Origin of the sequence: Streptomyces odontotermitis (assembly GCF_050510915.1) — a bacterium.
Lineage (GTDB): Bacteria > Actinomycetota > Actinomycetes > Streptomycetales > Streptomycetaceae > Streptomyces.
In genome coordinates this window covers 1-21,758 of the sequence record NZ_JBNJLS010000039.1, presented here as the reverse complement: position 1 = coordinate 21,758, position 21,758 = coordinate 1, and the positions used below count along the sequence as shown (strand labels likewise).

Annotated in this window: 17 protein-coding genes and 1 pseudogene; 11 read left to right on the top strand and 7 right to left on the bottom strand. The window is 70.9% G+C overall.

Annotated elements, in window-relative coordinates:
- The 4 genes and pseudogenes from ACQB60_RS45400 to ACQB60_RS45385 form a co-directional block, all read left to right on the top strand.
- Positions 1-149: pseudogene (locus ACQB60_RS45400) on the top strand (helix-turn-helix transcriptional regulator); the annotation flags it as partial.
- A complete protein-coding gene (locus tag ACQB60_RS45395) occupies positions 149-1,120 on the top strand; it encodes a helix-turn-helix transcriptional regulator (RefSeq protein ID WP_496931982.1) in 972 nt (323 codons plus the stop codon). The pseudogene ACQB60_RS45400 and the gene ACQB60_RS45395, both read left to right, overlap by 1 nt.
- Positions 1,120-1,581: a hypothetical protein gene (locus tag ACQB60_RS45390; protein WP_496931981.1), complete on the top strand. Its 462-nt coding sequence runs from the start codon at positions 1,120-1,122 to the stop codon at positions 1,579-1,581. Before ACQB60_RS45395 ends, ACQB60_RS45390 begins: the two co-directional genes overlap by 1 nt.
- Before the next feature lie 28 nt (positions 1,582-1,609).
- Positions 1,610-2,101 carry a helix-turn-helix transcriptional regulator gene (locus ACQB60_RS45385; protein WP_496931980.1) on the top strand — a complete coding sequence of 164 codons (492 nt, stop codon included), beginning with the start codon at positions 1,610-1,612 and terminating at the stop codon, positions 2,099-2,101.
- 327 nt (positions 2,102-2,428) lie between these two features.
- Here the strand turns inward: ACQB60_RS45385 and ACQB60_RS45380 are convergent, their stop codons facing one another.
- The 7 genes from ACQB60_RS45380 to ACQB60_RS45350 form a co-directional block, all read right to left on the bottom strand.
- The gene (locus ACQB60_RS45380; RefSeq protein ID WP_496931979.1) at positions 2,429-2,932 is read right to left on the bottom strand and encodes a hypothetical protein; all 504 of its coding nucleotides are present in this window, start codon (positions 2,930-2,932) and stop codon (positions 2,429-2,431) included.
- A 120-nt stretch (positions 2,933-3,052) separates the two neighbouring features.
- On the bottom strand, positions 3,053-3,505 hold the full coding sequence (locus ACQB60_RS45375) for a heat shock protein transcriptional repressor HspR (protein ID WP_384846903.1): 453 nt from the start codon (positions 3,503-3,505) through the stop codon (positions 3,053-3,055).
- 6 nt (positions 3,506-3,511) lie between these two features.
- A complete protein-coding gene (dnaJ, locus tag ACQB60_RS45370; RefSeq protein ID WP_496931978.1) occupies positions 3,512-4,702 on the bottom strand; it encodes a molecular chaperone DnaJ in 1,191 nt (396 codons plus the stop codon).
- A 36-nt stretch (positions 4,703-4,738) separates the two neighbouring features.
- Complete coding sequence (gene grpE, locus ACQB60_RS45365) at positions 4,739-5,422, bottom strand: nucleotide exchange factor GrpE (protein WP_496931977.1); 684 nt, start codon at positions 5,420-5,422, stop codon at positions 4,739-4,741.
- Complete coding sequence (gene dnaK, locus ACQB60_RS45360) at positions 5,422-7,293, bottom strand: molecular chaperone DnaK (protein WP_496931976.1); 1,872 nt, start codon at positions 7,291-7,293, stop codon at positions 5,422-5,424. Before dnaK ends, grpE begins: the two co-directional genes overlap by 1 nt.
- Positions 7,294-7,674: 381 nt before the next feature.
- Positions 7,675-8,460, bottom strand: a complete 786-nt coding sequence (locus tag ACQB60_RS45355; RefSeq protein ID WP_496931975.1) for a WecB/TagA/CpsF family glycosyltransferase — start codon at positions 8,458-8,460, stop codon at positions 7,675-7,677.
- Positions 8,461-8,471: 11 nt separating this feature from the next.
- Positions 8,472-9,458: an NAD-dependent epimerase/dehydratase family protein gene (locus ACQB60_RS45350; RefSeq protein ID WP_496931983.1), complete on the bottom strand. Its 987-nt coding sequence runs from the start codon at positions 9,456-9,458 to the stop codon at positions 8,472-8,474.
- A gap of 466 nt (positions 9,459-9,924) precedes the next feature.
- On the opposite strand from ACQB60_RS45350, the gene ACQB60_RS45345 reads away from it, so the two are divergent.
- The 7 genes from ACQB60_RS45345 (at position 9,925) to ACQB60_RS45315 (ending at position 21,679) form a co-directional block, all read left to right on the top strand.
- Positions 9,925-12,207 carry a (Fe-S)-binding protein gene (locus tag ACQB60_RS45345; RefSeq protein ID WP_496931974.1) on the top strand — a complete coding sequence of 761 codons (2,283 nt, stop codon included), beginning with the start codon at positions 9,925-9,927 and terminating at the stop codon, positions 12,205-12,207.
- 251 nt (positions 12,208-12,458) lie between these two features.
- The gene (locus tag ACQB60_RS45340; protein ID WP_496931973.1) at positions 12,459-13,892 is read left to right on the top strand and encodes an FG-GAP repeat domain-containing protein; all 1,434 of its coding nucleotides are present in this window, start codon (positions 12,459-12,461) and stop codon (positions 13,890-13,892) included.
- Positions 13,892-15,247: an FG-GAP repeat domain-containing protein gene (locus tag ACQB60_RS45335; protein WP_496931972.1), complete on the top strand. Its 1,356-nt coding sequence runs from the start codon at positions 13,892-13,894 to the stop codon at positions 15,245-15,247. The genes ACQB60_RS45340 and ACQB60_RS45335 overlap by 1 nt, the downstream gene beginning before the upstream one ends.
- Before the next feature lie 203 nt (positions 15,248-15,450).
- On the top strand, positions 15,451-16,848 hold the full coding sequence (locus tag ACQB60_RS45330) for an FG-GAP and VCBS repeat-containing protein (RefSeq protein WP_496931971.1): 1,398 nt from the start codon (positions 15,451-15,453) through the stop codon (positions 16,846-16,848).
- Positions 16,849-16,987: 139 nt separating this feature from the next.
- A complete protein-coding gene (locus tag ACQB60_RS45325) occupies positions 16,988-18,445 on the top strand; it encodes an FG-GAP-like repeat-containing protein (protein ID WP_496931970.1) in 1,458 nt (485 codons plus the stop codon).
- Between the two features lie 295 nt (positions 18,446-18,740).
- Entirely contained in the window at positions 18,741-20,255 is a 1,515-nt protein-coding gene (locus ACQB60_RS45320) for an FG-GAP repeat protein (protein WP_496931969.1), read from the top strand.
- 29 nt (positions 20,256-20,284) lie between these two features.
- Positions 20,285-21,679 carry an FG-GAP and VCBS repeat-containing protein gene (locus ACQB60_RS45315; protein WP_496931968.1) on the top strand — a complete coding sequence of 465 codons (1,395 nt, stop codon included), beginning with the start codon at positions 20,285-20,287 and terminating at the stop codon, positions 21,677-21,679.
- Positions 21,680-21,758 lie beyond the last annotated feature (79 nt).

Here is a 21,758-nt window from a genome sequence, read left to right as displayed (position 1 = left end):
CCGACGCCGCCATAGCCACCCGACTCGGCATGAACGTCCGCACCACCCGCGTCCACATCGCCAAACTCGCCGCCACCCTCGGAAGCCGCAGCCGAGCCCAACTCGGCTATCTCATAAGCCGGTCGGGAATCCTGGAGCAGGACCACTGATGCAACACACCGAGCACCCAGTCGAGGAACTCTGCGAAGCAGGCGCCGCCGTCTACGCCCGCGCTCTCCGCGAAGGCCGCATCCGCAAAGACGAGGCCGTCCAGACCCCCTGCCTGATCGACTTCGGCCTCCTCCATCCCGACGTGGACGACCTGCACTGGCTGCTCCCGTCCTCCCCCACCACCGTCCTGGCCCGGCTCATGCGCACCATCGAGACCGACATCGCCCAGCAGCGCGCGCAAGAGGCCCAGCTGTCGGCGCTCTTCCAGTCGTTGATGGCCATCGAGGCGCATCGCGCCCCGGCCCAGGAGGCCCCCGCGGTCACCGTCCTCGACGGTTTCCCCCGCATCAACGGCGCCATCACACAGGCCATGTCCGAGGCCACCGAGGAACTCCTCACGGTCCAGCCCGGCGGCAACCGCTCCCCCCAGCTCCTCGCCAACACCCTCGCCCGCGAACAGGCCCTCCTCTCCCGGGGCTGCCGCATGCGCACCCTCTACCAGCACACCTCACGCCACTCGCTCCCCGTCCTGGCCCACTACGAGCAGCTGGACGGGGACGTCGAGGTCCGCACCCTCGACGAGGTCACGGACCGGCTGATCGTCGTCGACCGCACCATCGCCTTCATCCCCGCCCACAAGGGCGACACGATGGCCCTCGAACTCCGCCACCCGGCCCTGGTCGACTACCTCGTCACCACCTTCGAGCGCCTCTGGCGACTGGCCACCCCCATGTACCCGTACGCGGCCCCGCAGCCCACCGAACCGGGCGGCATCACCCCCCGCCAGCGGGCCATAGCCACTCTCCTCATCGAGGGCCTCACCGACGCGGAGATGGCCACCCGCCTCGGCATGAACGTCCGCACCGTCCGCGTCCACATCGCCAAACTCGCCGCCACCCTCGGCAGCGAGAGCCGCGCCCAGCTCGGCTACCTCATCGGCGAGTCCGGCATCCTCAAACAAGACCGCTGATGCCAGGTCATGCGCCGCACCCCGCCGAGGGGCTCTGCGAGCTCGGCGAAAGCCTGTACAAAGACGCCTTACGCGAGGGCCGCATCCACCGGGTGGAGGTCGACGAAGCTCCCTGCCTGCTACGCCTCGGTCTTCTCCGGGCACCTACCGAGTGCGCCACATGGCTGCTGCCCGCCACTCCGGACGTCGCCCTGACTCGTCTCCTCCACGACGTCGTGGGCACCATCGCCGGTCAGCGAGCTCGAACAGCGGCACTTGCCTCGGTCCTGGAATCGGTCGCGCCTCAGGGCGTGGCGGCGCCACCCAGACCAGTCGGCTCCGGTCTCACGGTCCTGCGCGGATTTCACCACATCGACCAGGCCATAGACGAGGCCGTGGAGGCCACTTCACGAGAAGCGCTCGCCATCCAGCCGGGGGCTCGGGCACCCCAGGAGCTGGCCGCCCATGCCCTTCCCCCGTGAGCATGCGGTACTCGCTCGCGGTGCCCGCATGCGCACGCTGTATCAGCACACGTCCCGCCACTCGCTCGCCACCGTCGCGCATTTCGAGCAGAGCACCGGCGACGTCGAAGTGCGCACCCTCGACGAAGTCACCGAACGACTCCTCGTCTTCGACCGCACCGTCGCCTTCATCCCCGCCAACCAGGACCGCACGGTGGCTCTCCGGCTCCACCAGCCGGATGTCGTGCACCACTTGGTCGCCATCTTCGACTGCCTGTGGCACAGGGCGACCCCCATGTATCCGGTCGCGGCCCACCCACCCACTGGCCAGGGAGGCATCACCCCGCGACAGCGGGCCATCGCCGCTCTCCTGACCGAAGGTCTCACCGACGGTCAGATCGCCACCCGCCTCAGCATGAACGTCCGCACAGCCCGCGTCCACATCGCCAAACTCGCCACCACTCTCGGCAGCACCAGCCGCGCCCAACTCGGCTACCTGCTCAGCCAGTCCAACGCCCTCGGCTCAGGCTTCGCCCGCTAGCCCCGCTAGCCCCGCCATTTTTTCTAGCCTCTTTGGGCCTCCTGACCCCATTAGTCCCTCCCTGTCCCCACCCCCGCACCCTGCACAGCAACAAGATGACGCTGGTGCCGCACCCGCAGGGCCCTGCATCGTGGATCCCGGCGGGACACGAGACACGGGGGGCCTCTGCCGAGGTCCGTCCCGCCGTGCGGAAGGTCCTGCGGCACAACTCCGACCGCAGGGCCGACTTTCCCCGGGCGTGCCCCGGCCGTCGACCTCCACCTGCTGCGCCGGGAGGAAGCCGGGGCACGCCCACCCTGCCCCTCGTGGGCAGGGACAGTCAGCCCACTAACCCACCCACCCCCGCAACAACCCCACCCGCTCAGCCCCCCGAGGCGACCCGCCCTCCCACGCGCGGCCCCACTCCGACATGGACGCCAGCGTCGTGGACATCGTCGCGGCGCCCTCCGTCAGGCGGGACAGGAGTGTGCGGGAGAGGTCGACCTCGGTCTGGGAGTAGCCCGTGGCCGCGGCGACGTACGCCGTCAGTTCGTGTTCCTCGCCGTCCGGGGACTCCACGCACACCGTCATCGCCGGGGCCTCGTCCGCGCCGCCGAGGCCGACCGTGAGGGCCAGGTCCACCACCGCGCCCACCTGGCGCTTCAGGGACTTCACGGGGATGTCCGCCACCGTCAGGGCGTGCACGTCCTCCCAGAGCCACAGGCCCGACTGGTTGTGGCCGAGGGCCACCACGCCCTCCGGTGTCAGGCGGACGCCGGGGGCCAGGCCCGACGGCTTCGCGCCCACGTACACATCGCCCTCGGCGATCCAGAACAGGCCCACCATGGCCATGTGTTGCTCACTTCCCCCACAACGATCACGTGATCAGGTCGCCCTCCGCAACGCGCGAAGGGGCCGGGAGGTTCCCGCCTCCCGGCCCCTTTGTACAAGCACTTCGCACGCGGAGAAGTGTTAGTCGCCCGGTCTCTTCGGGCGCCACACCACCAGCGCACTCGTCTGCTGCACATCCTGGTACGGCACCAGGTCGCGGCGGTACGAGGCGTGTACCGCCGCCTCACGTTGCTGCATGGCGGCGGCGGCTCCCTCCACGGCCGCGGAGAGCTCCGCGACGCGGGACTGGAGCGCGGCGACCTGGTTCTCCAGCTCGATGATGCGCTTGATGCCGGCCAGGTTGATGCCCTCTTCCTGCGACAACTGCTGCACCTGGCGGAGCAGTTCGATGTCGCGGGCCGAGTAGCGGCGGCCCCGGCCCGCGGTGCGGTCGGGGGAGACCAGGCCCAGGCGGTCGTACTGGCGGAGGGTCTGCGGATGCAGTCCGCTCAGCTGTGCCGCCACCGAGATGACGTACACCGGGGTTTCGTCGGTCAGTTGGTAGGGGTTGCGTCGGCGGCCGTCCCTGTCCACTTTCCGTCACGCTCCCTTCGCGGCCTGGAACAGTTCTGCCCGCGGATCCTCGCCCGCAGTCGCCTTCCGGTACGACTCCAGTGCTTCCTTCGCCGAGTCGGTGAGGGAAGTGGGAACCGTGACTTCCACCGTCACCAGGAGGTCGCCGCGGGTGCCGTCCTTGCGGACCGCGCCCTTGCCGCGGGCCCGCATCGTACGGCCGTTGGGCGTCCCCGGCGGCAGCTTGAGGGTCACGGGCGGACCGCCGAGGGTCGGCACCTTGACCTCGCCGCCGAGCGTGGCCTCCGCGAACGTCACCGGCACCGTCACCGTGAGGTTGTCGCCCTTGCGGCCGAAGACCGGGTGGGCGTCGACGTGGACAACGACGTACAAGTCGCCCGCCGGGCCGCCCCGTTCACCGGGAGCGCCCTTGCCGCGGAGGCGGATGCGCTGACCGTCCGAGACGCCCGCCGGGATGCGGACCTGCATCGTGCGCGAGGACTTCGCGCGGCCCGAGCCCTTGCAGGTGTCGCAGGGGTCCTGGGCGATCAGCCCGCGGCCCTTGCAGTCCACGCAGGGGTCGGTGAGCGAGAAGCCTCCGCCGCCGCCTCGCGATACCTGGCCGGTGCCCACGCACGTGGGACACACGCGCGGTGAGCCGTTCTTGTCGCCCGTGCCCGAGCACGCCTTGCAGGGGGCCTGGGACGACATGCGCAACGGGACCGTCGCGCCGTCCACCGCCTCCGTGAAGCTGAGCGTGACCTCGGACTCGATGTCCTGGCCGCGGCGCGGCTGCGTGCGCGTCCCCGCGCCACCGCCGCCCCGGTTGAACAGGCCCCCGAAGACGTCACCGAGCCCGCCGCCGAAGCCGCCGGCGCCGCCCGCCCCACCGCCCTGGGCGCCGCCTCCGAAGAGGTCGCCCAGGTCGAAGTTGAACGTGCCGCCGCCGGCGCCGCCGGGGCCCGGCCTGAAGCCGCCGTTGCCGAAGAGAGCACGCGCCTCGTCGTACTCCTTGCGCTTCTTGGGGTCGCCGAGGACGTCATTCGCCTCGGAGATCTCCTTGAAGCGCTCCTCCGCCTTCGCGTTTCCCTTGTTGGCGTCCGGATGGTTCTCGCGCGCGAGCTTCCGGTACGCCTTCTTGATCTCGGCTTCGGTGGCGTCCTTGGGGACGCCGAGGACCTTGTAGTAGTCCTTCTCGATGAAGTCCTTGGTGCTCATCGGCCTCGACGTCCCTCCTCACTCATCTCAATGCCGTCAGCCCTCGTCCGGGCCACCGGTCTCCTTCTTCTCGTCCGCCTCGGCGGCCGAGGCGTCGGCGGTCCCTTCCGACTCCTTGACCGTCTGCGCGCCGGGCTGCGGCTCGGCCACCGCCACGCGCGCGGGACGGATGGTGCGCTCGCCGATCCGGTAGCCGGGCTGCAGGATCGCCACGCAGGTCGTCTCGGTGACGTCCGGTGCGTAGCTGTGCATCAGGGCTTCGTGGATCGTCGGGTCGAAGGGCTCGCCCTCCTTGCCGAACTGCTGGAGGCCGAGCTTCGCGACGACGGTCTCCATGGATTCCGCCACCGACTTGAAGCCGCCCACCAGCTCGCCGTGTTCACGGGCGCGGCCGATGTCGTCGAGGGTCGGGAGGAGCTCGGTGAGGAGGTTCGCCGCGGCGATCTCCTTCACCGTCACCCGGTCCCGCTCCACCCGGCGGCGGTAGTTCTGGTACTCGGCCTGCAGCCGCTGGAGGTCCGCGGTGCGCTCGTTGAGCGCGGTACGGACCTGGTCCAGCTGGGCGGTCAGGCCGACCGACTGGCTTGCGTCCCCGGCCGGGGCCGCCGGGCCCTCCTCGGTGGAGGGCTCGGCGGCCTTCGGCGCCGCGTCATCAGGGGTGGCGCCGGAGGGGACGTCGGGGTTCTCGGCGTCGCCGAGGCCCGGGGTCTCCTCAGTCATCAGGCGGCGCCGCCCTTCGCGTCACCGGGCTTCTCGTCGTCGACGATCTCGGCGTCCACGACGTCGTCGTCCTTCGACATGTTCGGGGCCTCGCCACCCGGAGCGGCACCCTCGGCGCCACCCGCGGCCTGCGCGCCCTGGGCGTCGGCGTACATGGCCTGGCCCAGCTTCTGCGAGACGGCGGCGACCTTCTCCGTGGCGGTGCGGATCTCGGCCGTGTCCTCGCCCTTGAGCTTCTCCTTCAGCTCGGTGACGGCTTCCTCGACCTCGGTCTTGACCTCGCCGGGGACCTTGTCCTCGTTGTCCTTGAGGAACTTCTCCGTCTGGTAGACGAGCTGCTCGCCCTGGTTGCGGGACTCGGCGGCCTCGCGGCGGCGGTGGTCCTCGTCCGCGTACTGCTCGGCCTCCTGGCGCATGCGGTCGACCTCGTCCTTCGGCAGCGAGGAGCCACCGGTGACGGTCATCTTCTGCTCCTTGCCCGTGCCCAGGTCCTTCGCGGTCACGTGCATGATGCCGTTGGCGTCGATGTCGAAGGAGACCTCGATCTGCGGGACGCCGCGGGGCGCGGGCGGCAGGCCCGTGAGCTCGAACATCCCGAGCTTCTTGTTGTACGCCGCGATCTCGCGCTCGCCCTGGTAGACCTGGATCTGCACCGACGGCTGGTTGTCCTCGGCCGTCGTGAAGATCTCCGAACGCTTCGTCGGGATCGTCGTGTTGCGCTCGATCAGCTTGGTCATGATGCCGCCCTTGGTCTCGATACCGAGGGACAGCGGGGTCACGTCGAGGAGCAGGACGTCCTTGACCTCACCCTTGAGGACACCGGCCTGGAGCGAGGCGCCGATGGCGACGACCTCGTCCGGGTTCACACCCTTGTTGGCCTCCTTGCCGCCGGTCAGCTCCTTGACCAGGTCGGCGACGGCGGGCATGCGGGTGGAGCCACCGACGAGAACGACGTGGTCGATCTCGCTCAGCTGGATGCCGGCGTCCTTGATGACGTTGTGGAACGGCGTCTTGCAGCGCTCCAGGAGGTCGGACGTGAGCTGCTGGAACTGGGCGCGCGTGAGCTTCTCGTCCAGGTGCAGCGGGCCCTCGGCGGAGGCCGTGATGTAGGGCAGGTTGATCGTGGTCTCGGTGGAGGAGGACAGCTCGATCTTGGCCTTCTCGGCGGCCTCACGGAGGCGCTGGAGCGCCATCTTGTCCTTGCCCAGGTCCACGCCGTGGCCGTTGTTGAACTGCTTGACCAGGTAGTCGACGACGCGCTGGTCCCAGTCGTCACCACCGAGGTGGTTGTCGCCGTTCGTGGCCTTCACCTCGACGACGCCGTCGCCGATCTCGAGCAGCGAGACGTCGAAGGTGCCGCCACCGAGGTCGAAGACGAGAATGGTCTGGTCGTCCTTGTCGAGGCCGTAGGCCAGGGCGGCCGCCGTCGGCTCGTTGACAATACGCAGGACGTTCAGGCCCGCGATCTCGCCGGCCTCCTTCGTCGCCTGGCGCTCGGAGTCGTTGAAGTACGCCGGGACGGTGATGACCGCGTCGGCCACCTTCTCGCCCAGGTACGACTCGGCGTCGCGCTTCAGCTTCTGCAGGATGAAGGCACTGATCTGCTGGGGGTTGAAGCCCTTGTCGTCGATGTCCACCTTCCAGTCGGTGCCCATGTGGCGCTTGACCGACCGGATGGTCCTGTCGACGTTGGTGACCGCCTGACGCTTCGCGACCTCGCCGACGAGCACCTCACCGTTCTTGGCGAAGGCGACGACGGACGGCGTGGTCCTGGCGCCCTCTGCGTTCGTGATGACGGTGGGCTCACCGCCCTCCAGAACGCTGACGACGGAGTTAGTCGTGCCCAGGTCGATGCCGACCGCACGTGCCATTTCGATTCCTCCAGATACCTTCTTGAGTGGAACTGACTCAAGGATGCATGACCCATCGGACATCGTCAACAGACCTGAGTCGAGGCCACTCAACTTTTATCCCGCCCTTACAGGCAGGAACGCGACACGGGCGAGGCGCCGCAAGCCTTTTTCCCGCTTTGTCGGGGTAGACCAGCGGTTCGCCCCGCGGTCACTGCCGCAGCAGCTCAAGCACCCCCTTCTCGGCACTGAGCCGCCCCGCGTACCCCCACGGCCCGTTCGCGTCGCCATCCGCGTCGCCGCCTGGTCACGCACCGCCCCGTTCTCACCGCTGGGCGCCCCGGAGGCGTAGAACCGGAGGCGTAGAACCGGAGGCGTAGAAGCGGTGAACGAGTGTGATCCTCAACGGAGTTCACCGTTCTGCGGAACCGGCAGGATCCTCGGCGGGCGCACCGCGATGCGCGCCAGGTACTCCGGGTTGTTGCGCAGATAGCGGCGCCACCGGCGGCGCGGCTCCTTCGACAGGCGGTACGCCCGCTCCAGGCCGCGGCCGCGCATCCACTCGGGCGCCTGCGGCACGCGGCCCGTGTGGAAGCCGAAGGCGGCGCCGACTCCGAGCAGCGCGGACGCGTTCAGGCGGGGCCGGTGGGAGGCCATCCAGCGCTCCTGCTTCGGCGTGGCCAGGCCCACCCAGACCAGGTCCGCGCCGCTGGCGTTGATGCGCGCGACCGCCTCCTCGTCCTCGGCCCCGGTGAGCGGGCGGAAGGGCGGGGAGTGAGTGCCCACGATCCTCAGACCACGGAATCGGCAGGTGAGCCGGGAGGCGAGGAGCTCGGGCACGCCGGGTCCGCCGCCGTACAGGTACGAGGTCCAGCCTCGCTCGGCGGCCCGGCGCAGCGTGGCCAGCATCAGGTCGGGCCCGTAGACCCGGTCCATCCACCACGCCCCGGCCCGGTGCCCGGCCCACACCATGGGCATCCCGTCGGGGACGGTGAGCCCGGAGGCGTTGTGGACGGCGCGGAGTTCGGGGTCGCGGACGGATTCCATGACGCCGTGGACGCCGGTGACGCAGACGTAGCTGCGGACGGCGCCGTCCGACTGCACCCAGCGGGTGATCTCGTCGAGGGCGACGCGGGGCCCGACGGCGCTGACGGCGGTGCCGAGCACATCGACGCGGGGGATCACCATGGCGGTCGCCGTCAGACCTGGTGGGGGCGGCCGTCGAGCTGGGCCTTCACCTGGTCGTACACCCAGCGGTAGGTGGGCTCCAGGCCCTCCAGGAGGGAGATCCCGGGCTGCCAGCCGAGCTCCTTGTAGATCCGGGTGTTGTCGCTGTTGCGGCAGCGCACCCCGAGCGGGCCCGGGATGTGACGGTGGCTCAGCTCGACTCCGGCGATCTGCTCGACGACGGCGTACAGCTGGTTGATGGAGACCAGTTGGCCGGAGCCGACGTTGAGGGGCTCGGTCACCTCGCTGCGGGCCAGGCGCAGGGTGCCTTCGACGCAGTCGTCGATGTAGGTGAAGGAGCGGGTCTGCTCGCCGTCGCCCCAGATCTCCACCTCGCGCGCGCCGGACAGGACGGCGGCGGCGACCTTGCGGCAGGCGGCGGCCGGTGCCTTCTCGCGGCCGCCGGTCCAGGTCCCGTACGGGCCGTAGACGTTGTGGTAGCGGGCGGCGCGGGCGGCGAGTCCGTAGTCCTCGCGGAAGTGGCGGGCCATGCGCTCGCTGAAGAGCTTCTCCCAGCCGTAGCCGTCCTCGGCCATCGCCGGGTAGGCGTCCTGTTCGCGCAGCGCGGTGACGTCGGCGTCGGTCTGCTTGTCGGCGGCGTAGACGCAGGCGGAGGAGGAGTAGAAGTAGCGGCCGACGCCGCTGTCGCGGGCGGCGAGCAGCATGTGGGTGCTGGAGAGGACGGACAGCATGCAGGCGGCCTTGTGGGACTCGATGAAGCCCATGCCGCCCGTGTCGGCGGCGAGGTGGTAGACCTCGCCGGCGCCGCCGTCGAGGACCTGCACGCAGGCGTCCCGCAGGGAGAGGTCGCGGACGGTGTTCACCGCGTCGGCGTGGACCTGGTACCACTCCTCGACCGGCTTGCGGTCGACGGCGCGGACGCTCTTCCCCTCGGCGAGCAGGGCACGGGTGAGGTGCCCTCCGATGAAGCCGCCCGCCCCGGTCACCACCGCGTCGATGTTCGCCACGCGCCTTCTCCTTCATCCACGCCAAATGGGCCAAACCCTGGCAAAAAATACATTCGTTGATCGTCAGCCCCGGCGCGCACAAGCACCGTCGGCCGGGTCGCCAGCCATTCAGCCGAGAAGTCGGCGCATTCTTCGCGCGACGGGCACAACGCATCCGCGCGCCGGGGCCCGCCGCCCGGCACCACCCCGTCTCATGCGCGCATGACCCACGTGACCGCCGCCCCACCGACCGCACGCCGGCCGGCATCGGCCTGTACGCGTGCAGCGGCGCCCGGCGATCCGGTTTGCCCGGTGAGGCAAGCCTGAGCGACACAGATCACCGCCGCCCTGGCTACAGTGCAACCCCGTAAATGGGTAGTCTCAGACGGACTCCATAAGTTACCGCTTAGTAATCGCGTGGCCGGCTGAGCCAGTCAGTCAGCTACGAAGTCCGCCTCGCAGGCCCGAGGAGCCCTCAATGCAACTCGCCGCGATCATCGTGTCGCTCGTCCTAATCGCGGTCGGCGTCGCGCTGTTCGGCCGTGCCATCCTCCAGATCTGGAACTTCGTACGGCTCGGCCAGCCCGTCCCCGCCGGCACCCGTACCGACGACCCCAAGCAGCGCACCATCACGGTGGTCAAGGAGTTCCTCGGCCATACGCGGATGAACCGCTGGGGCATCGTCGGCGTCGCGCACTGGTTCGTGGCGGTGGGGTTCTTCTCGCTGCTCCTGACGATCGTCAACGCCGTCGGGCAGCTCTTCAAGGCCGACTGGATGCTGCCGCTCATCGGTGACTGGGCGCCGTACAACATCTTCGTCGAGCTCATCGGCACGCTGACGATCATCGGCATCGCGACGCTCATCGTCATCCGGCAGCTGAGCCGCCCCGGCCGACCGGGCCGCAAGTCGCGCTTCGCGGGCTCCAACATCGGCCAGGCGTACTTCGTCGAGGCCGTCATCCTCATCGTCGGCGTCTGCATCTTCATGCTGCACGCCCTCGAGGGCGCCCAGCACCACGTGGACGGCTACGAGGCGTCGTTCTTCATCTCGTACCCGGTCGTCTCCTGGCTGGACGGGATGGACCTGTCCACCCTCCAGAACCTCACGTACTTCTTCGCGGGCCTGAAGATCGCGACCTCCTTCATCTGGATGATCACGGTCGCCCTGAAGACCGACATGGGCGTGGCCTGGCACCGCTTCCTCGCCTTCCCCAACATCTGGTTCAAGCGCGAGGCGGACGGCGACGTGGCGCTCGGCGCGCTGCAGCCGATGACCTCCGGCGGGGAGCCCATCGACTGGGAGGACCCGGCCGAGGACGCCGTCTTCGGTGTCTCCCAGGTCGAGCAGTTCTCCTGGAAGGGCATCCTCGACTTCTCCACCTGCACCGAGTGCGGCCGCTGCCAGTCGCAGTGCCCCGCCTGGAACACGGGCAAGCCGCTCTCCCCGAAGCTGCTCATCATGTCGCTGCGCGACCACGCGCACGCCAAGGCCCCGTACCTGCTCGCCGGTGGCGGCAAGTCCATGGAGGGCGAGGAGAAGGCGAGCGAGGAGCAGCTCAAGGACGTTCCCGCCGCCGCCCTGGCGGAGGCCGAGCGGCCGCTGATCGGGACGCACGAGGAGAACGGCGTCATCGACCCGGACGTGCTCTGGTCCTGCACCACCTGTGGTGCGTGCGTGGAGCAGTGCCCCGTCGACATCGAGCACATCGACCACATCGTCGACATGCGCCGCTACCAGGTGATGATCGAGAGCGCCTTCCCGTCCGAGGCGGGCACGATGCTCAAGAACCTGGAGAAGAAGGGCAACCCCTGGGGCCTGGCGAAGAAGCAGCGCCTGGAGTGGCTCAAGGAGGTCGACTTCGAGGTCCCGGTCGTCGGCAAGGACATCGAGGATCTGACGGAGGTCGAGTACCTCTACTGGGTCGGCTGCGCGGGCGCCCTGGAGGACCGCGCCAAGAAGACCACCAAGGCATTCGCGGAGCTGCTGCACATCGCGGGCGTCAAGTTCGCGATCATGGGCGGCGACGAGAAGTGCACCGGTGACTCGGCCCGCCGCCTCGGCAACGAGCCGCTGTTCCAGCAGCTCGGCCAGGAGAACGTCATGGCGCTCAACATGGCGTTCGGCGAGGAGCTCGACGACGACGGCAAGGCGACGGAGGAATCCCGTAAGCCCCGGTCCGCGAAGAAGATCGTCGCGACCTGCCCGCACTGCCTCAACACCCTCGGCAACGAGTACCCGCAGCTCGGCGGCGACTACGAGGTCATCCACCACACCCAGCTGCTCCAGCACCTGGTGGACGAGGGCAAGTTGATCCCGGTGACCCCGGTCGAGGGCATCATCACCTACCACGACCCGTGCTACCTGGGCCGCCACAACAAGATCTACACGCCCCCGCGCGAGATCATCGGCAAGGTCCCGGGGCTCAGGAACGAAGAGATGCACCGGCACAAGGAGCGCGGCTTCTGCTGTGGCGCCGGTGGTGCGCGGATGTGGATGGAGGAGCGGATCGGCAAGCGCATCAACAACGAGCGTGTGGACGAGGCCCTTTCCCTCAACCCCGACATCGTCTCCACCGCCTGCCCGTTCTGCCTCGTCATGCTGACCGACTCGGTCAACGGCAAGAAGAACGACGGCAAGGCGAAGGAGTCCATCCAGGTCGTGGACGTGGCGCAGCTCCTGCTCGACTCCGTGAAGACGCCGGTCGACCCGGCGGGCGAGGAGGAGTCGGCGGACGCGCCGGAGCCGGAGCCCGTCAAGTAGCGCGAACCGTACGGCCGAACGGCCGGTGCCGCCCCGGAAGGGACGGCACCGGCCGTTCGTCATGTCGGCGGGCAGGCACGTCGGTACGCCAGTACGCCGGTACGTCGGTGCCTGTGACCCCTGCGTGACCAAAGCGGCATCCCCCCGGGCTTACTCGTGTGCAGGGTGCAGGCGCATCATGTGGACGTTGTGACGTCTGGTGTGGTCGGGGTGGAGCGGCAATGCGGAGTGCGGGCATACGTGACAGTGGCGTGAGCGGGGACAGACCCGTGGGCCGGGGCCTGGGCTTGGGCCTGGGCCTGGGCCTGGGGCCGGTGCGGGGCGGGTACAGGGAGCGGGCGCGGCTCGTCTCTGTGGCGGTCGGCTGTGCGGCCCTGCTCACCCTCGCCACCGCCTGCGGCGGCAACGGCAGTGACAGCGGCGGCGGCTCCGGCAGCGGCAGCCACAAGCCCGTCAGCCTCGCCGGCAAGGGTGCCGCGCTCCGGCCCGTCCCGCAGGGCAAGGGCAGCCGCGTCGACGACGACTTCAACGGCGACGGCGCCCGTGACCTCGTACTCGACGACCTGGCGCACCCCGACGGGGGCGACGACGCCGGGATCGGAGTGCTGTACGGCGGTCCTGACGGACTGACGCCCGGGGCGCGGCAGTTGCTGACCGCGCACGCCAACGGGGCCCGCACCAAGGGCCAGCTGCCCGCCGCCTTCGAGTCGGAGGCGTCCTGCGATCTGAACAAGGACGGGTTCACCGACCTCGTCGTCTCCACCGACCCGCCGTACGACGGGCAGGGGCAGCCGCCCGTGCCGCTGCAGATCCTCTTCGGGTCGCCGCGCGGGCTCGCCGGCAAGGCCGTCAAGCTCCAGGTCCCGGCGCAGGCCCGGTTCGGCAACGACTGGGCCGACCAGCCCGCCTGCGGGGACTTCGACGGGGACGGCGCGAGCGACCTCGTGGTGCACGCCAGCGGGGCCCGGCTGAGCTTCCTGCGCGGGCCGTTCACGCGCAAGGGCGCCCCGCGCGCCGCCGGGAAGCCGCTGCTCTCGCCGGGCAACGACATCCTGCCGCTGCCCGCGACGGACGTGGACCGGGACGGCTACGACGACATCGTGGTCCGGAAGGCGGGCGGCACCCTCAGCGTCGTCCGCGGCGGGCCGAAGGGGCCCAACCGGACCGGGGTGCTGCTCCCGTCGGGAACCGACGTGGCCTTCGGACGCTTCGGGAAGGGCAAGGGCACGGACGCCGCCGTCGCCGGGCCGCGCGGCGTCGCGCTCCGGTACGACGTGCCGGGCACGGTGCGCGGCACGCTGGAGGCGCGCGACGTCTCCGTGGACGCCGGGGACTTCGACGGCGACGGGCTGAGCGAGCTCGTGCTGAGCGGGGCGGGCAGCGGAAGCGGGGGCGGCGCCGGGGACGTCCGGGTGCTGCGGGCCCGCGCGTCGGGGCTGGTGGAGAACGCCACCGCACTCGTCGGCCCCAGCGCCGGTTCCCGTTCTGCCCAGGGCACCACGCGCGTCCTGAAGGTCGCGGACTTCGACGGGGACAAGAAGGCCGACCTGGTGCTCCAGACGTCGCTGGCCTCCGGCGGGGACACGGTGGGCGTCCATCCGGGGGCGGAGCCGGGGACGCTGGTGTCGCGCAAGGCCCAACTCACCTTCTCCACAGCCGAGTTCACCGCCATGGAGAAGTCTTAGTGAAGTGGCATGCGCCCGGTGCCGCGCTGTGCTGCGCCGTGCTCCTGTCCGGGTGCGGGCTCTTCACCGGCGGGGAGCCGGACGGCGCCGCCGCGCCCGCGCCCTCCGGGGCCCGCCCGGCCGCCGGAAAGCCCGCGAAATCCGGGCACCCCGTCCACCTGAAGGACCTCAACGGCGACGGCTACGACGACTTCGCGGGCCCCCTCGCCTCCCGCGAGCACGGCACTTCGCTCGTCGTCGTCTACGGCTCGAAGGGCGGGCTCCACCCCGGGTGGCATACCACCTTGCCGGGCGGCGGCCCCGACTCCGGGTACGGCTCTCCGCTCCGCGCCGACCTCGACGGCGACGGCTTCCCCGACCTCGTCGCCCCGCGGCAGCAGGGCGAGAAGGTCGAGACCCTTGCCCTGTACGGCGGGCCGCGCGGCGTCTCGCAGCCGCGCCGCCTCTCGGTTCCGGACGCCTTCCGGCCGACGGCGGCGGGCGACTTCGACGGCGACGGCAACGCCGACCTCACCGGCGGCAGGACGATCCAGTTCGGTCCCTTCGAAGACGGCAGGCCCGCCCGGACAGGCCGCGTCAGCGGCGATCACGGGGCAGCGCAGAGCGGTGTCACCGGCGACTTCGACGGCGACGGGCGCACGGACGCGCTGTTCACCTACCCGTACGACGCCGATGACTACGAGCAGAACGACGACCCGCCGGACGGGCCGCCGCAGACCGCCTACTTCCGGGGCGGCCCGCAGGGCCTGACCAGAGCCTCCGCCGAGGCGATCGGCTCCGCCATGGGCGGCTACGAGGGTGCCGGCGGCGCCACCGCCGGTGACGTGGACGGCGACGGCATCGACGACCTCGTGGTCTCACCGGGCCCGGGCGATCTGGAACCCGGCACGCTCACCCTCTTCTACGGCTCCAAGTCGGGCCCCGGCAAAGGTCGTTCGCCCGAGGTCCTCCAGGGGCGCGGCTCCACCTGGGGCTCGGGCACGGAGATCGGCGACGTCACCGGCGACGGCCGCGCCGACCTGCTGACCGGCAGGCCCGGCTTCCACCTCATCGACCCGGACAGGCTGATCCTGCTGCCCGCGTCGGCGAAGGGCGGCTTCGACGTGGCGACCGGGCAGACCGTGAGCGGGGACGACAAGGGGCTGCCGGACGGCGTGGAGGCGTTCAGGTTCGGGGCGCAGGCACTGCTCGACGCGGACGGCGACGGGCGCCAGGACGTGGTCGCCTTCACGCAGCGGCACGACAAGGAGGCCGGGCTGTTCCTGGTGTTCCCGGGCGGGCCGGACGGGCTCGACATGGGGCGGGTGCGGCACTTCGGCAGCAAGGAGCTCGGCGTCCGGCTGGGCCGCCCGTAGGTCGGGCTGGGCCGCCCGTAGGTCGGGCTGGGCCGCCCGTAGGTCACCATCGCGCAGCCATTCGTCCAACTCAGCCCCCCATAGGGCGATTTGCCCCGCGCGCCGTTCACCTGGAAGCCAACTTCCCGCCCCCGGCGCACAACCCTTCGCGCACCCCACGAGTCACATCCCCGACAGCTCCACCCCTCTGTCAGGGAGTTCCCGTGCGCGTACGAACACTGGCCGCCACCGCGACCGTCGCGGCCCTCGCCGCGACGGGCCTGACCCTGCCCCTCGCGGGCTCGGCGAGCGCCGCCACGACGCTCAGCGACGACTACAACGGCGACGGCTACCGCGACCTCGCCATCGGCAACCCCAAGACCAACTCCGTGACTGTCACGCTCGGTTCGGCGAACGGCATCGCGGCCGCCCGCCACATCACGCTCACCCAGGAGACCTCCGAGGTGCCCGGGAAGACCGAGCCGGAGGACGCCTTCGGCGACAGCCTCACCAGCGGCGACGTCAACCACGACGGCTTCGCGGACCTGATCGTCGGCGCCCCCGGCGAGCGGGTGGAGGGCAGGCCCACCGGCTCCGTCACCATCCTGTGGGGCAACGAGTCGGGCTTCGCCTCCGGCGGCCTGGTCCTGAACGCCCCCGCCGACACCGAGGGCCGCTTCGGCGAGGGCGTGGCCTTCGGCGACATGGACTTCGACGGCTCCCCGAACCTCGCCGTGATCAGCGGCGACAACTGGTGGTACTACGCCGAGGGCGTGCCCGACCCGGACCGCCCCTTCGGCCTGGAGGTCGACTTCCTGCCCAAGGGCGTGCGCCTGACCGGCATGGACGCCGGGAAGTTCCAGTCCAAGGACATCGTCTCGTACGTCCTGTACGGGGAGCGGGCCGACGGCGGCGCCTACACCGCGCACCTCCCGGCGGGCGCCGGTGACTACGGCTACTACGCGAAGGTCCTCGCCGAGGGCGACGACCCCACCGCGACCCGCGACACCGCCGCGCACGCCGACCTCGACGGCGACGGCTTCGACGACCTCATCACCGGCAACTCCCGCGCGGGCAAGGGCGGTTCGGTGACCGTCCGGATGGGCGGCCACGGCAACGAACTGGGCGCCCCGGTGACGTACGACCAGTCCAGCACGGGCGTCCCCGGCACAGACGAGCCGGGCGACCGCTTCGGCGCGGCGGTGACCGCGGGCGACGTGACCGGCGACGGCCACCCCGACATCGCGGTGGGCGCGCCCGGCGAGAACGTCGGCGGCGTCGCGGGTACCGGCAGCGTGGTCCTGCTCAAGGGCACCGCGAACGGCCGCCCGGGCGCCGGGACGTCCTGGCACCAGGAGACGGCGGGCGTCCCCGGAGTCGCCGAGCCCGAGGACCACTTCGGCTCCTCGCTGCGCCTCAAGGACATCAACAAGAACGGCAGGGCGGACCTCGCGATCGCGGCGAACGGCGAGGACATCGGCACGACGTCCGACGTCGGCGCGGTGTGGGTGCTGCGCGGCACGACGACCGGCCTCACCTCCTCGTACGCGACGTCCTTCAACGGCTCGGACTTCCGCGTGGGCGGCGGGGCGAACGCGGACTTCGGCCACACGCTGCGCTGACCCTCCTCGCGGACCCCTCCTCGCGGCCCCGCCCTCGCAGACCCGCCCTCGCAGACCCGCCCTCGCAGACCTACTTCCACTGAACCCCCTTTACTTTTAAGTGAGTTGGAGAGACTCAGTGTCACGACACGCACAGCACGTGCGCACACCCGTGCGTCAGCGCAACAAGCTGCTCGCCGCCGGCGCCCTGTGCGCCGCCACCGTCCTCGGGCTCGGGGCCCTCACCGCGGGCGGCGCCTCCGCGGCCACGCCCTCGAAGCTGAAGTCCGACTTCAACGGCGACGGCTACGCGGACCTCGCGGTCGGCATGCCCTCCGCCACGGTCGGCGGCAAGGCCAAGGCCGGATACGTCAACGTCGTCTGGGGCGGCGAGAAGGGCCTCGGCAAGCACGGCTCGGTCAACGTCTCCCAGGGCACCAGCGGCGTGCCCGGCACGGTGGAGGCGGGCGACCTCTTCGGCACCGCCGTCACGGCCGCCGACTTCAACGGCGACGGCTACGCCGACCTGGCCGTCTCCGCCCCCGAGGAGGCCATCGGCGACACCCCCTCGATGGGGACCGTCTCGGTGGTGTGGGGCTCCGCGAACGGCTTCACCAAGGGCGGCATCACCGCCCTCAAGAGCGGCACCGAGGACACCCGTATCGGCCGCATCATGACGGCCGGCGACTACGACGGCGACGGCAAGCAGGACCTCGTCTTCTCCTCGCAGGGCGACGAGGGCACGACCACGATGACCCGGCCGGGCCCCATCACCGCGTCGTCCACCACGACGCCCTCCCTGGTCGAGGGCTACGACTTCGGCGGCCCGCGCGCGTACGCCTCCGGAGACCTGGACGGCGACGGCACGGACGAGCTCGCGACCACGTACAAGGGCATGGAGATCGCGGGCACGCACGCGCTGAGCAAGGCGTCCGGCGAGTGGAAGAACACGTGGCGCGCGCCCGACTACGGCGACTCGCTCGCGATCGGCGACTACAACCACGACGGGACGAAGGACCTCGCCATCGGCCTGGTCAAGCCCAACCCCGAGGCGGACCCCGGCAACACGTACTGCAAGGACACGCTCGGCGGCGCCGTCGCCCTCGTGCTGGGCGCCAAGGACACCACGCTCGGCGGCGCGACGGGCTGCACGACGCAGGACTCGCCCGGCGTGGGCGGCACGGCGGAGGCCGAGGACAACTTCGGCACCTCCCTCGCCACGATCCACGACCCGACCGGCGACCAGTACGACGCGCTGCTCGTGGGCAACAGCCACGAGGCGGTCGGCTCGGCGAAGAACGCGGGCGCGTACTCCTACCTGGAGGCGTCCTACGGCGAGCCCACGTTCGTCGGCGGGATGACCACCCAGAACTCCGACGGGGTGGAGGGCACCGCCGAGGCGGGCGACCAGTTCGGCGCGACGGTGGCGGCCACCGGCTTCTACGCGGGCCGCTACACGGACTACGCGGTGGGCGCGCCCGGCGAGAACGCCAACTCCGGCGGCGTATGGGCGGCTTGGGGCCCGGACGACGCCCCGTTCGAGGACACCCACTCGGTGACCCCGGCGAAGCTGGGGCTGTCGGGCGCGGTCGCGTACGGCGGCGTCCTGCCGCGCTAGGCGGCGTGCCGTCGCCCGTCCGGCAGCCCGCTCGCCGGGACGGGCGACGGCACATCCAGCGCTCCTTCCGCCCTTCCCCTCAAGCCCGTTCGGGGTCCCTTCAGCCCGTCCGGCGTTTGAGGACGAGGCCGTTCAGGCCGATCGGGGGGCTAGGGGCGAAGCCCAGGAGGCCCGCCCAGGGGCGACGGAGTCGCCGTATTCGGGAAGGGGCGGGATCGGGGAAAGAAGACCGGTCCCGCCCCACCACACACACCACTCCACCCCTAGAAGCACCCCCATGCCCAGGAGCACCCCCATGCCCAAACACAGCCACAGCAACAGGCACAGCCGCAGCCACAGACGCACCAGACTCGCGACAGCAATAGCCGCCGCAGCCACCCTGACCACCGGCCTCCTCACCCTCACCACAGCCCCAGCCACCGCAGCCCCCACCGCAGCCCCCACCCCCCTCTCCCCCGACGAGGCCGACTTCAACGGCGACGGCACCCCCGACACGGCGATCTCCGCCCCCACCGCCACAGTCGCCGGCAAGGCAGAAGCGGGCCAACTCGTCATCGCGTACGGCGGCGGCGCCACCACAACACCCCGCACCCTCCAGACGCTCAGCCAGAACACCCCCGGCATCCCCGGCACCGCCGAGAAGGGCGACAGCTTCGGCGCCGACACCGCGTACGGGGACTTCAACGGCGACTACTACGACGACCTGGCCGTCTCCGCCCCCGGCGAGGACGTCGGCACCGACACCAACGGCGGCACCGTCCAGATCCTGTGGGGCTCACCGGACGGACTGAAGCGCGCCGTCACGGTCACCGACCCCCGCCCCACCCGGCACGATCACTTCGGCAGCTCCCTCGAAGCGGCCGACTTCGAGAACGACGGCGGCGGCGACCTCGCCATCGGCTCGGGCTCCGGCGCGGCCACCATCGACGTCCTCAAGGGCGGCTTCACCGACTCCGGTGTCCCCAAGGCCCGTTACACGATCCGCCCCGCCATCCAGAGCGGCGACGGCACGGGCCCCCTCAACCTCCACTCCGGCGACGTCAACGGCGACGAGCGGGCGGACCTGATCGTCGACGGCTTCGCGGACGACGGCGAGGGCTACAACGCCAACTTCATGATCCCCGGCACCCCCGACGGCCTGAGCGTCCCGAACGCGCACCGCCTGCCCGGCGGTCTCATCACCGACGTCGGCGACACGAACGAGGACGGCTACGGCGACATCGTCATCGGCCTCACCTGGGACGAGGGCATCGAGGGCGCGCACAAGGGCGGCACCGTCCACATCGTGCACGGCAACCCGAACGGCCCGTACGGCTCGGACCAGGCCATCACCCAGGACAGCGCGGGCGTGCCCGGGGCGGGCGAGACGAACGACGCGTTCGGCGGCGAGCTGGACCTCGGCGACATCAACGGCGACGGTCACCTGGACCTGGTCGTCGGTGCCCCCGGCGAGAACCTCGACGGCTTCACCGACGCGGGCGCGGTCACGGTCCTGTACGGCGCGGCGGACGGCTCCGGCATCACGACGCAGGGCGCGGCCATGCTCAGCCAGAACACCCCGGGCGTCCCCAACTCCAACGAGAACCACGACTTCTTCGGCCAGGACGTGCACATCGACGACCTGAACCGCGACGGCCGCGGCGACCTCGTGGTGGGCGCGTCCGGCGAGAACACGGAGAACGGCGCGGTCTACGTCCTCAACTCCCGGGCGGACGGCACGTTTTCCTCCCCCACGGGCGGCATCTACCCGTCATCGGCGTCCGTCTCGACGTCGGGCCGCCCCCGCCTCGGCGTCAACATCGCCGACTGACCCACGAACAAGAGAAGTTGGAACCCACCATGCGAAGACACCTCCGCACCCGCACCCGCACCCGCACCACCGCAACCCTCACCGCCCTCCTCGCGGCGAGCCTCGCCCCCCTCGCCCTGCCCACCGCACCGGCGAGCGCCGCACCCGCCAAGTACGGCGACGACTTCAACGGCGACGGCTACCGCGACTACGCGTACTCCAGCTTCAGCGCCCGCGGTGGCGGCGGCGTGACCGTCGTCTACGGCACCGCCACCGGGCCCGGCACCACGAAGAAGCGCCTGACCCAGTCGAGCCCCGGGGTGCCCGGCAGCGACGAGGCCGACGACATGTTCGGCGAGGTGCGGGCCGCCGCCGACTTCGACGGGGACGGGTACGGAGATCTTGCGGTGGCGGCGACCGGCGAGAAGGGCTCGCGCGGCGCGGGCCAGGGCGCGGTGACGATCCTGTGGGGCTCGGCCTCGGGTCTCGCCCAGGGCACGACGCTGCCGAACAAGAACCCCGGCCGCTACCACGCCATGGGCAAGGACCTGGCGACCGGCGACTTCAACGGCGACGGCAAGCAGGACCTGGCCGTCATCAACGGCTCTGTCACCTACGTCCACCGGGGCCCGCTCAAGCGCTCCGGCACCACCGGCAGCGTGACCAAGCTCGACAAGACGACCTCCTTCTACGCCTCGGCCCTGATCGCCGGGAAGGTCGACGGCGACAAGAAGACCGACCTCACGATCATCGGCGACGTGGTCACGTCGGAGTACATCGCCTCCGACGCCTGGTACATCAAGGGCGGTACGAGCAGGCTCACTCCGGGCAAGACGCTGCGCCTGGAGTCCCAGTCCGGCAACGGCGGCAGCTCCGAGCGCGGCGGCGACGGCGTCATCGCCGACTTCAACAAGGACGGCTACGGGGACATCGCCGTCGGCACGTCCCTGTACGCGAAGCACAAGGGCCGCGTCAGCGTCTGGTACGGCGCGTCCGGCGGCCCCTCGCGCAGCGCCCGCCTCAGCCAGTCCACGAGCGGTGTCGCCGGATCACCGGAGAACTACGACGAGTTCGGCTCCTCGGTCTCCGCGGGCGACGTCAACGGGGACGGATACGCGGACCTCGCGGTCGGCGTGAGCGGCGAGGCGATCGACGGCAAGGAGTACGCGGGCGGCGTCCATGTCTTCAAGGGCCGGTCCGGCGGCCTTTCCGGCACGGGCTCCCAGTGGTTCGCCCGCAACAGCCCAGGTGTGCCCGGGGCGTTGAGCGCCGACGACCAGTTCGGCGGCCTGGTGCGGCTGCGCGACACCGACGCGGACGGCAGGGCCGACCTGCTCGCGAGCGGCGCCGTGAACTCCCTGCGCCTTCCGGGCGCCGCGGGCGGCATCACCACGACGGGCGCGACGACGTTCGAGTCGGACCTGATCGAAGGCTTCTTGCAGTAACTACCGGATCCTGACGCCCAGTTGGAGCCGCTCATGCACCCCCGTCCCCGTCCCCTCCCCCTGGCCGTGGCCACCGCCC

What these genes read in the sequence shown, in the direction of transcription:
- ACQB60_RS45395 (WP_496931982.1), top strand. Translation starts at nt 149, where the DNA reads ATGCAACACACCGAGCACCCAGTCGAGGAACTCTGCGAAGCAGGCGCC.
- ACQB60_RS45390 (WP_496931981.1), top strand. Translation starts at nt 1,120, where the DNA reads ATGCCAGGTCATGCGCCGCACCCCGCCGAGGGGCTCTGCGAGCTCGGC.
- ACQB60_RS45385 (WP_496931980.1), top strand. Translation starts at nt 1,610, where the DNA reads ATGCGCACGCTGTATCAGCACACGTCCCGCCACTCGCTCGCCACCGTC.
- ACQB60_RS45380 (WP_496931979.1), bottom strand. Translation starts at nt 2,932, where the DNA reads ATGGCCATGGTGGGCCTGTTCTGGATCGCCGAGGGCGATGTGTACGTG.
- dnaJ (WP_496931978.1), bottom strand. Translation starts at nt 4,702, where the DNA reads ATGAGCACCAAGGACTTCATCGAGAAGGACTACTACAAGGTCCTCGGC.
- grpE (WP_496931977.1), bottom strand. Translation starts at nt 5,422, where the DNA reads ATGACTGAGGAGACCCCGGGCCTCGGCGACGCCGAGAACCCCGACGTC.
- dnaK (WP_496931976.1), bottom strand. Translation starts at nt 7,293, where the DNA reads ATGGCACGTGCGGTCGGCATCGACCTGGGCACGACTAACTCCGTCGTC.
- ACQB60_RS45355 (WP_496931975.1), bottom strand. Translation starts at nt 8,460, where the DNA reads ATGGTGATCCCCCGCGTCGATGTGCTCGGCACCGCCGTCAGCGCCGTC.
- ACQB60_RS45345 (WP_496931974.1), top strand. Translation starts at nt 9,925, where the DNA reads ATGCAACTCGCCGCGATCATCGTGTCGCTCGTCCTAATCGCGGTCGGC.
- ACQB60_RS45320 (WP_496931969.1), top strand. Translation starts at nt 18,741, where the DNA reads ATGCCCAAACACAGCCACAGCAACAGGCACAGCCGCAGCCACAGACGC.
- ACQB60_RS45315 (WP_496931968.1), top strand. Translation starts at nt 20,285, where the DNA reads ATGCGAAGACACCTCCGCACCCGCACCCGCACCCGCACCACCGCAACC.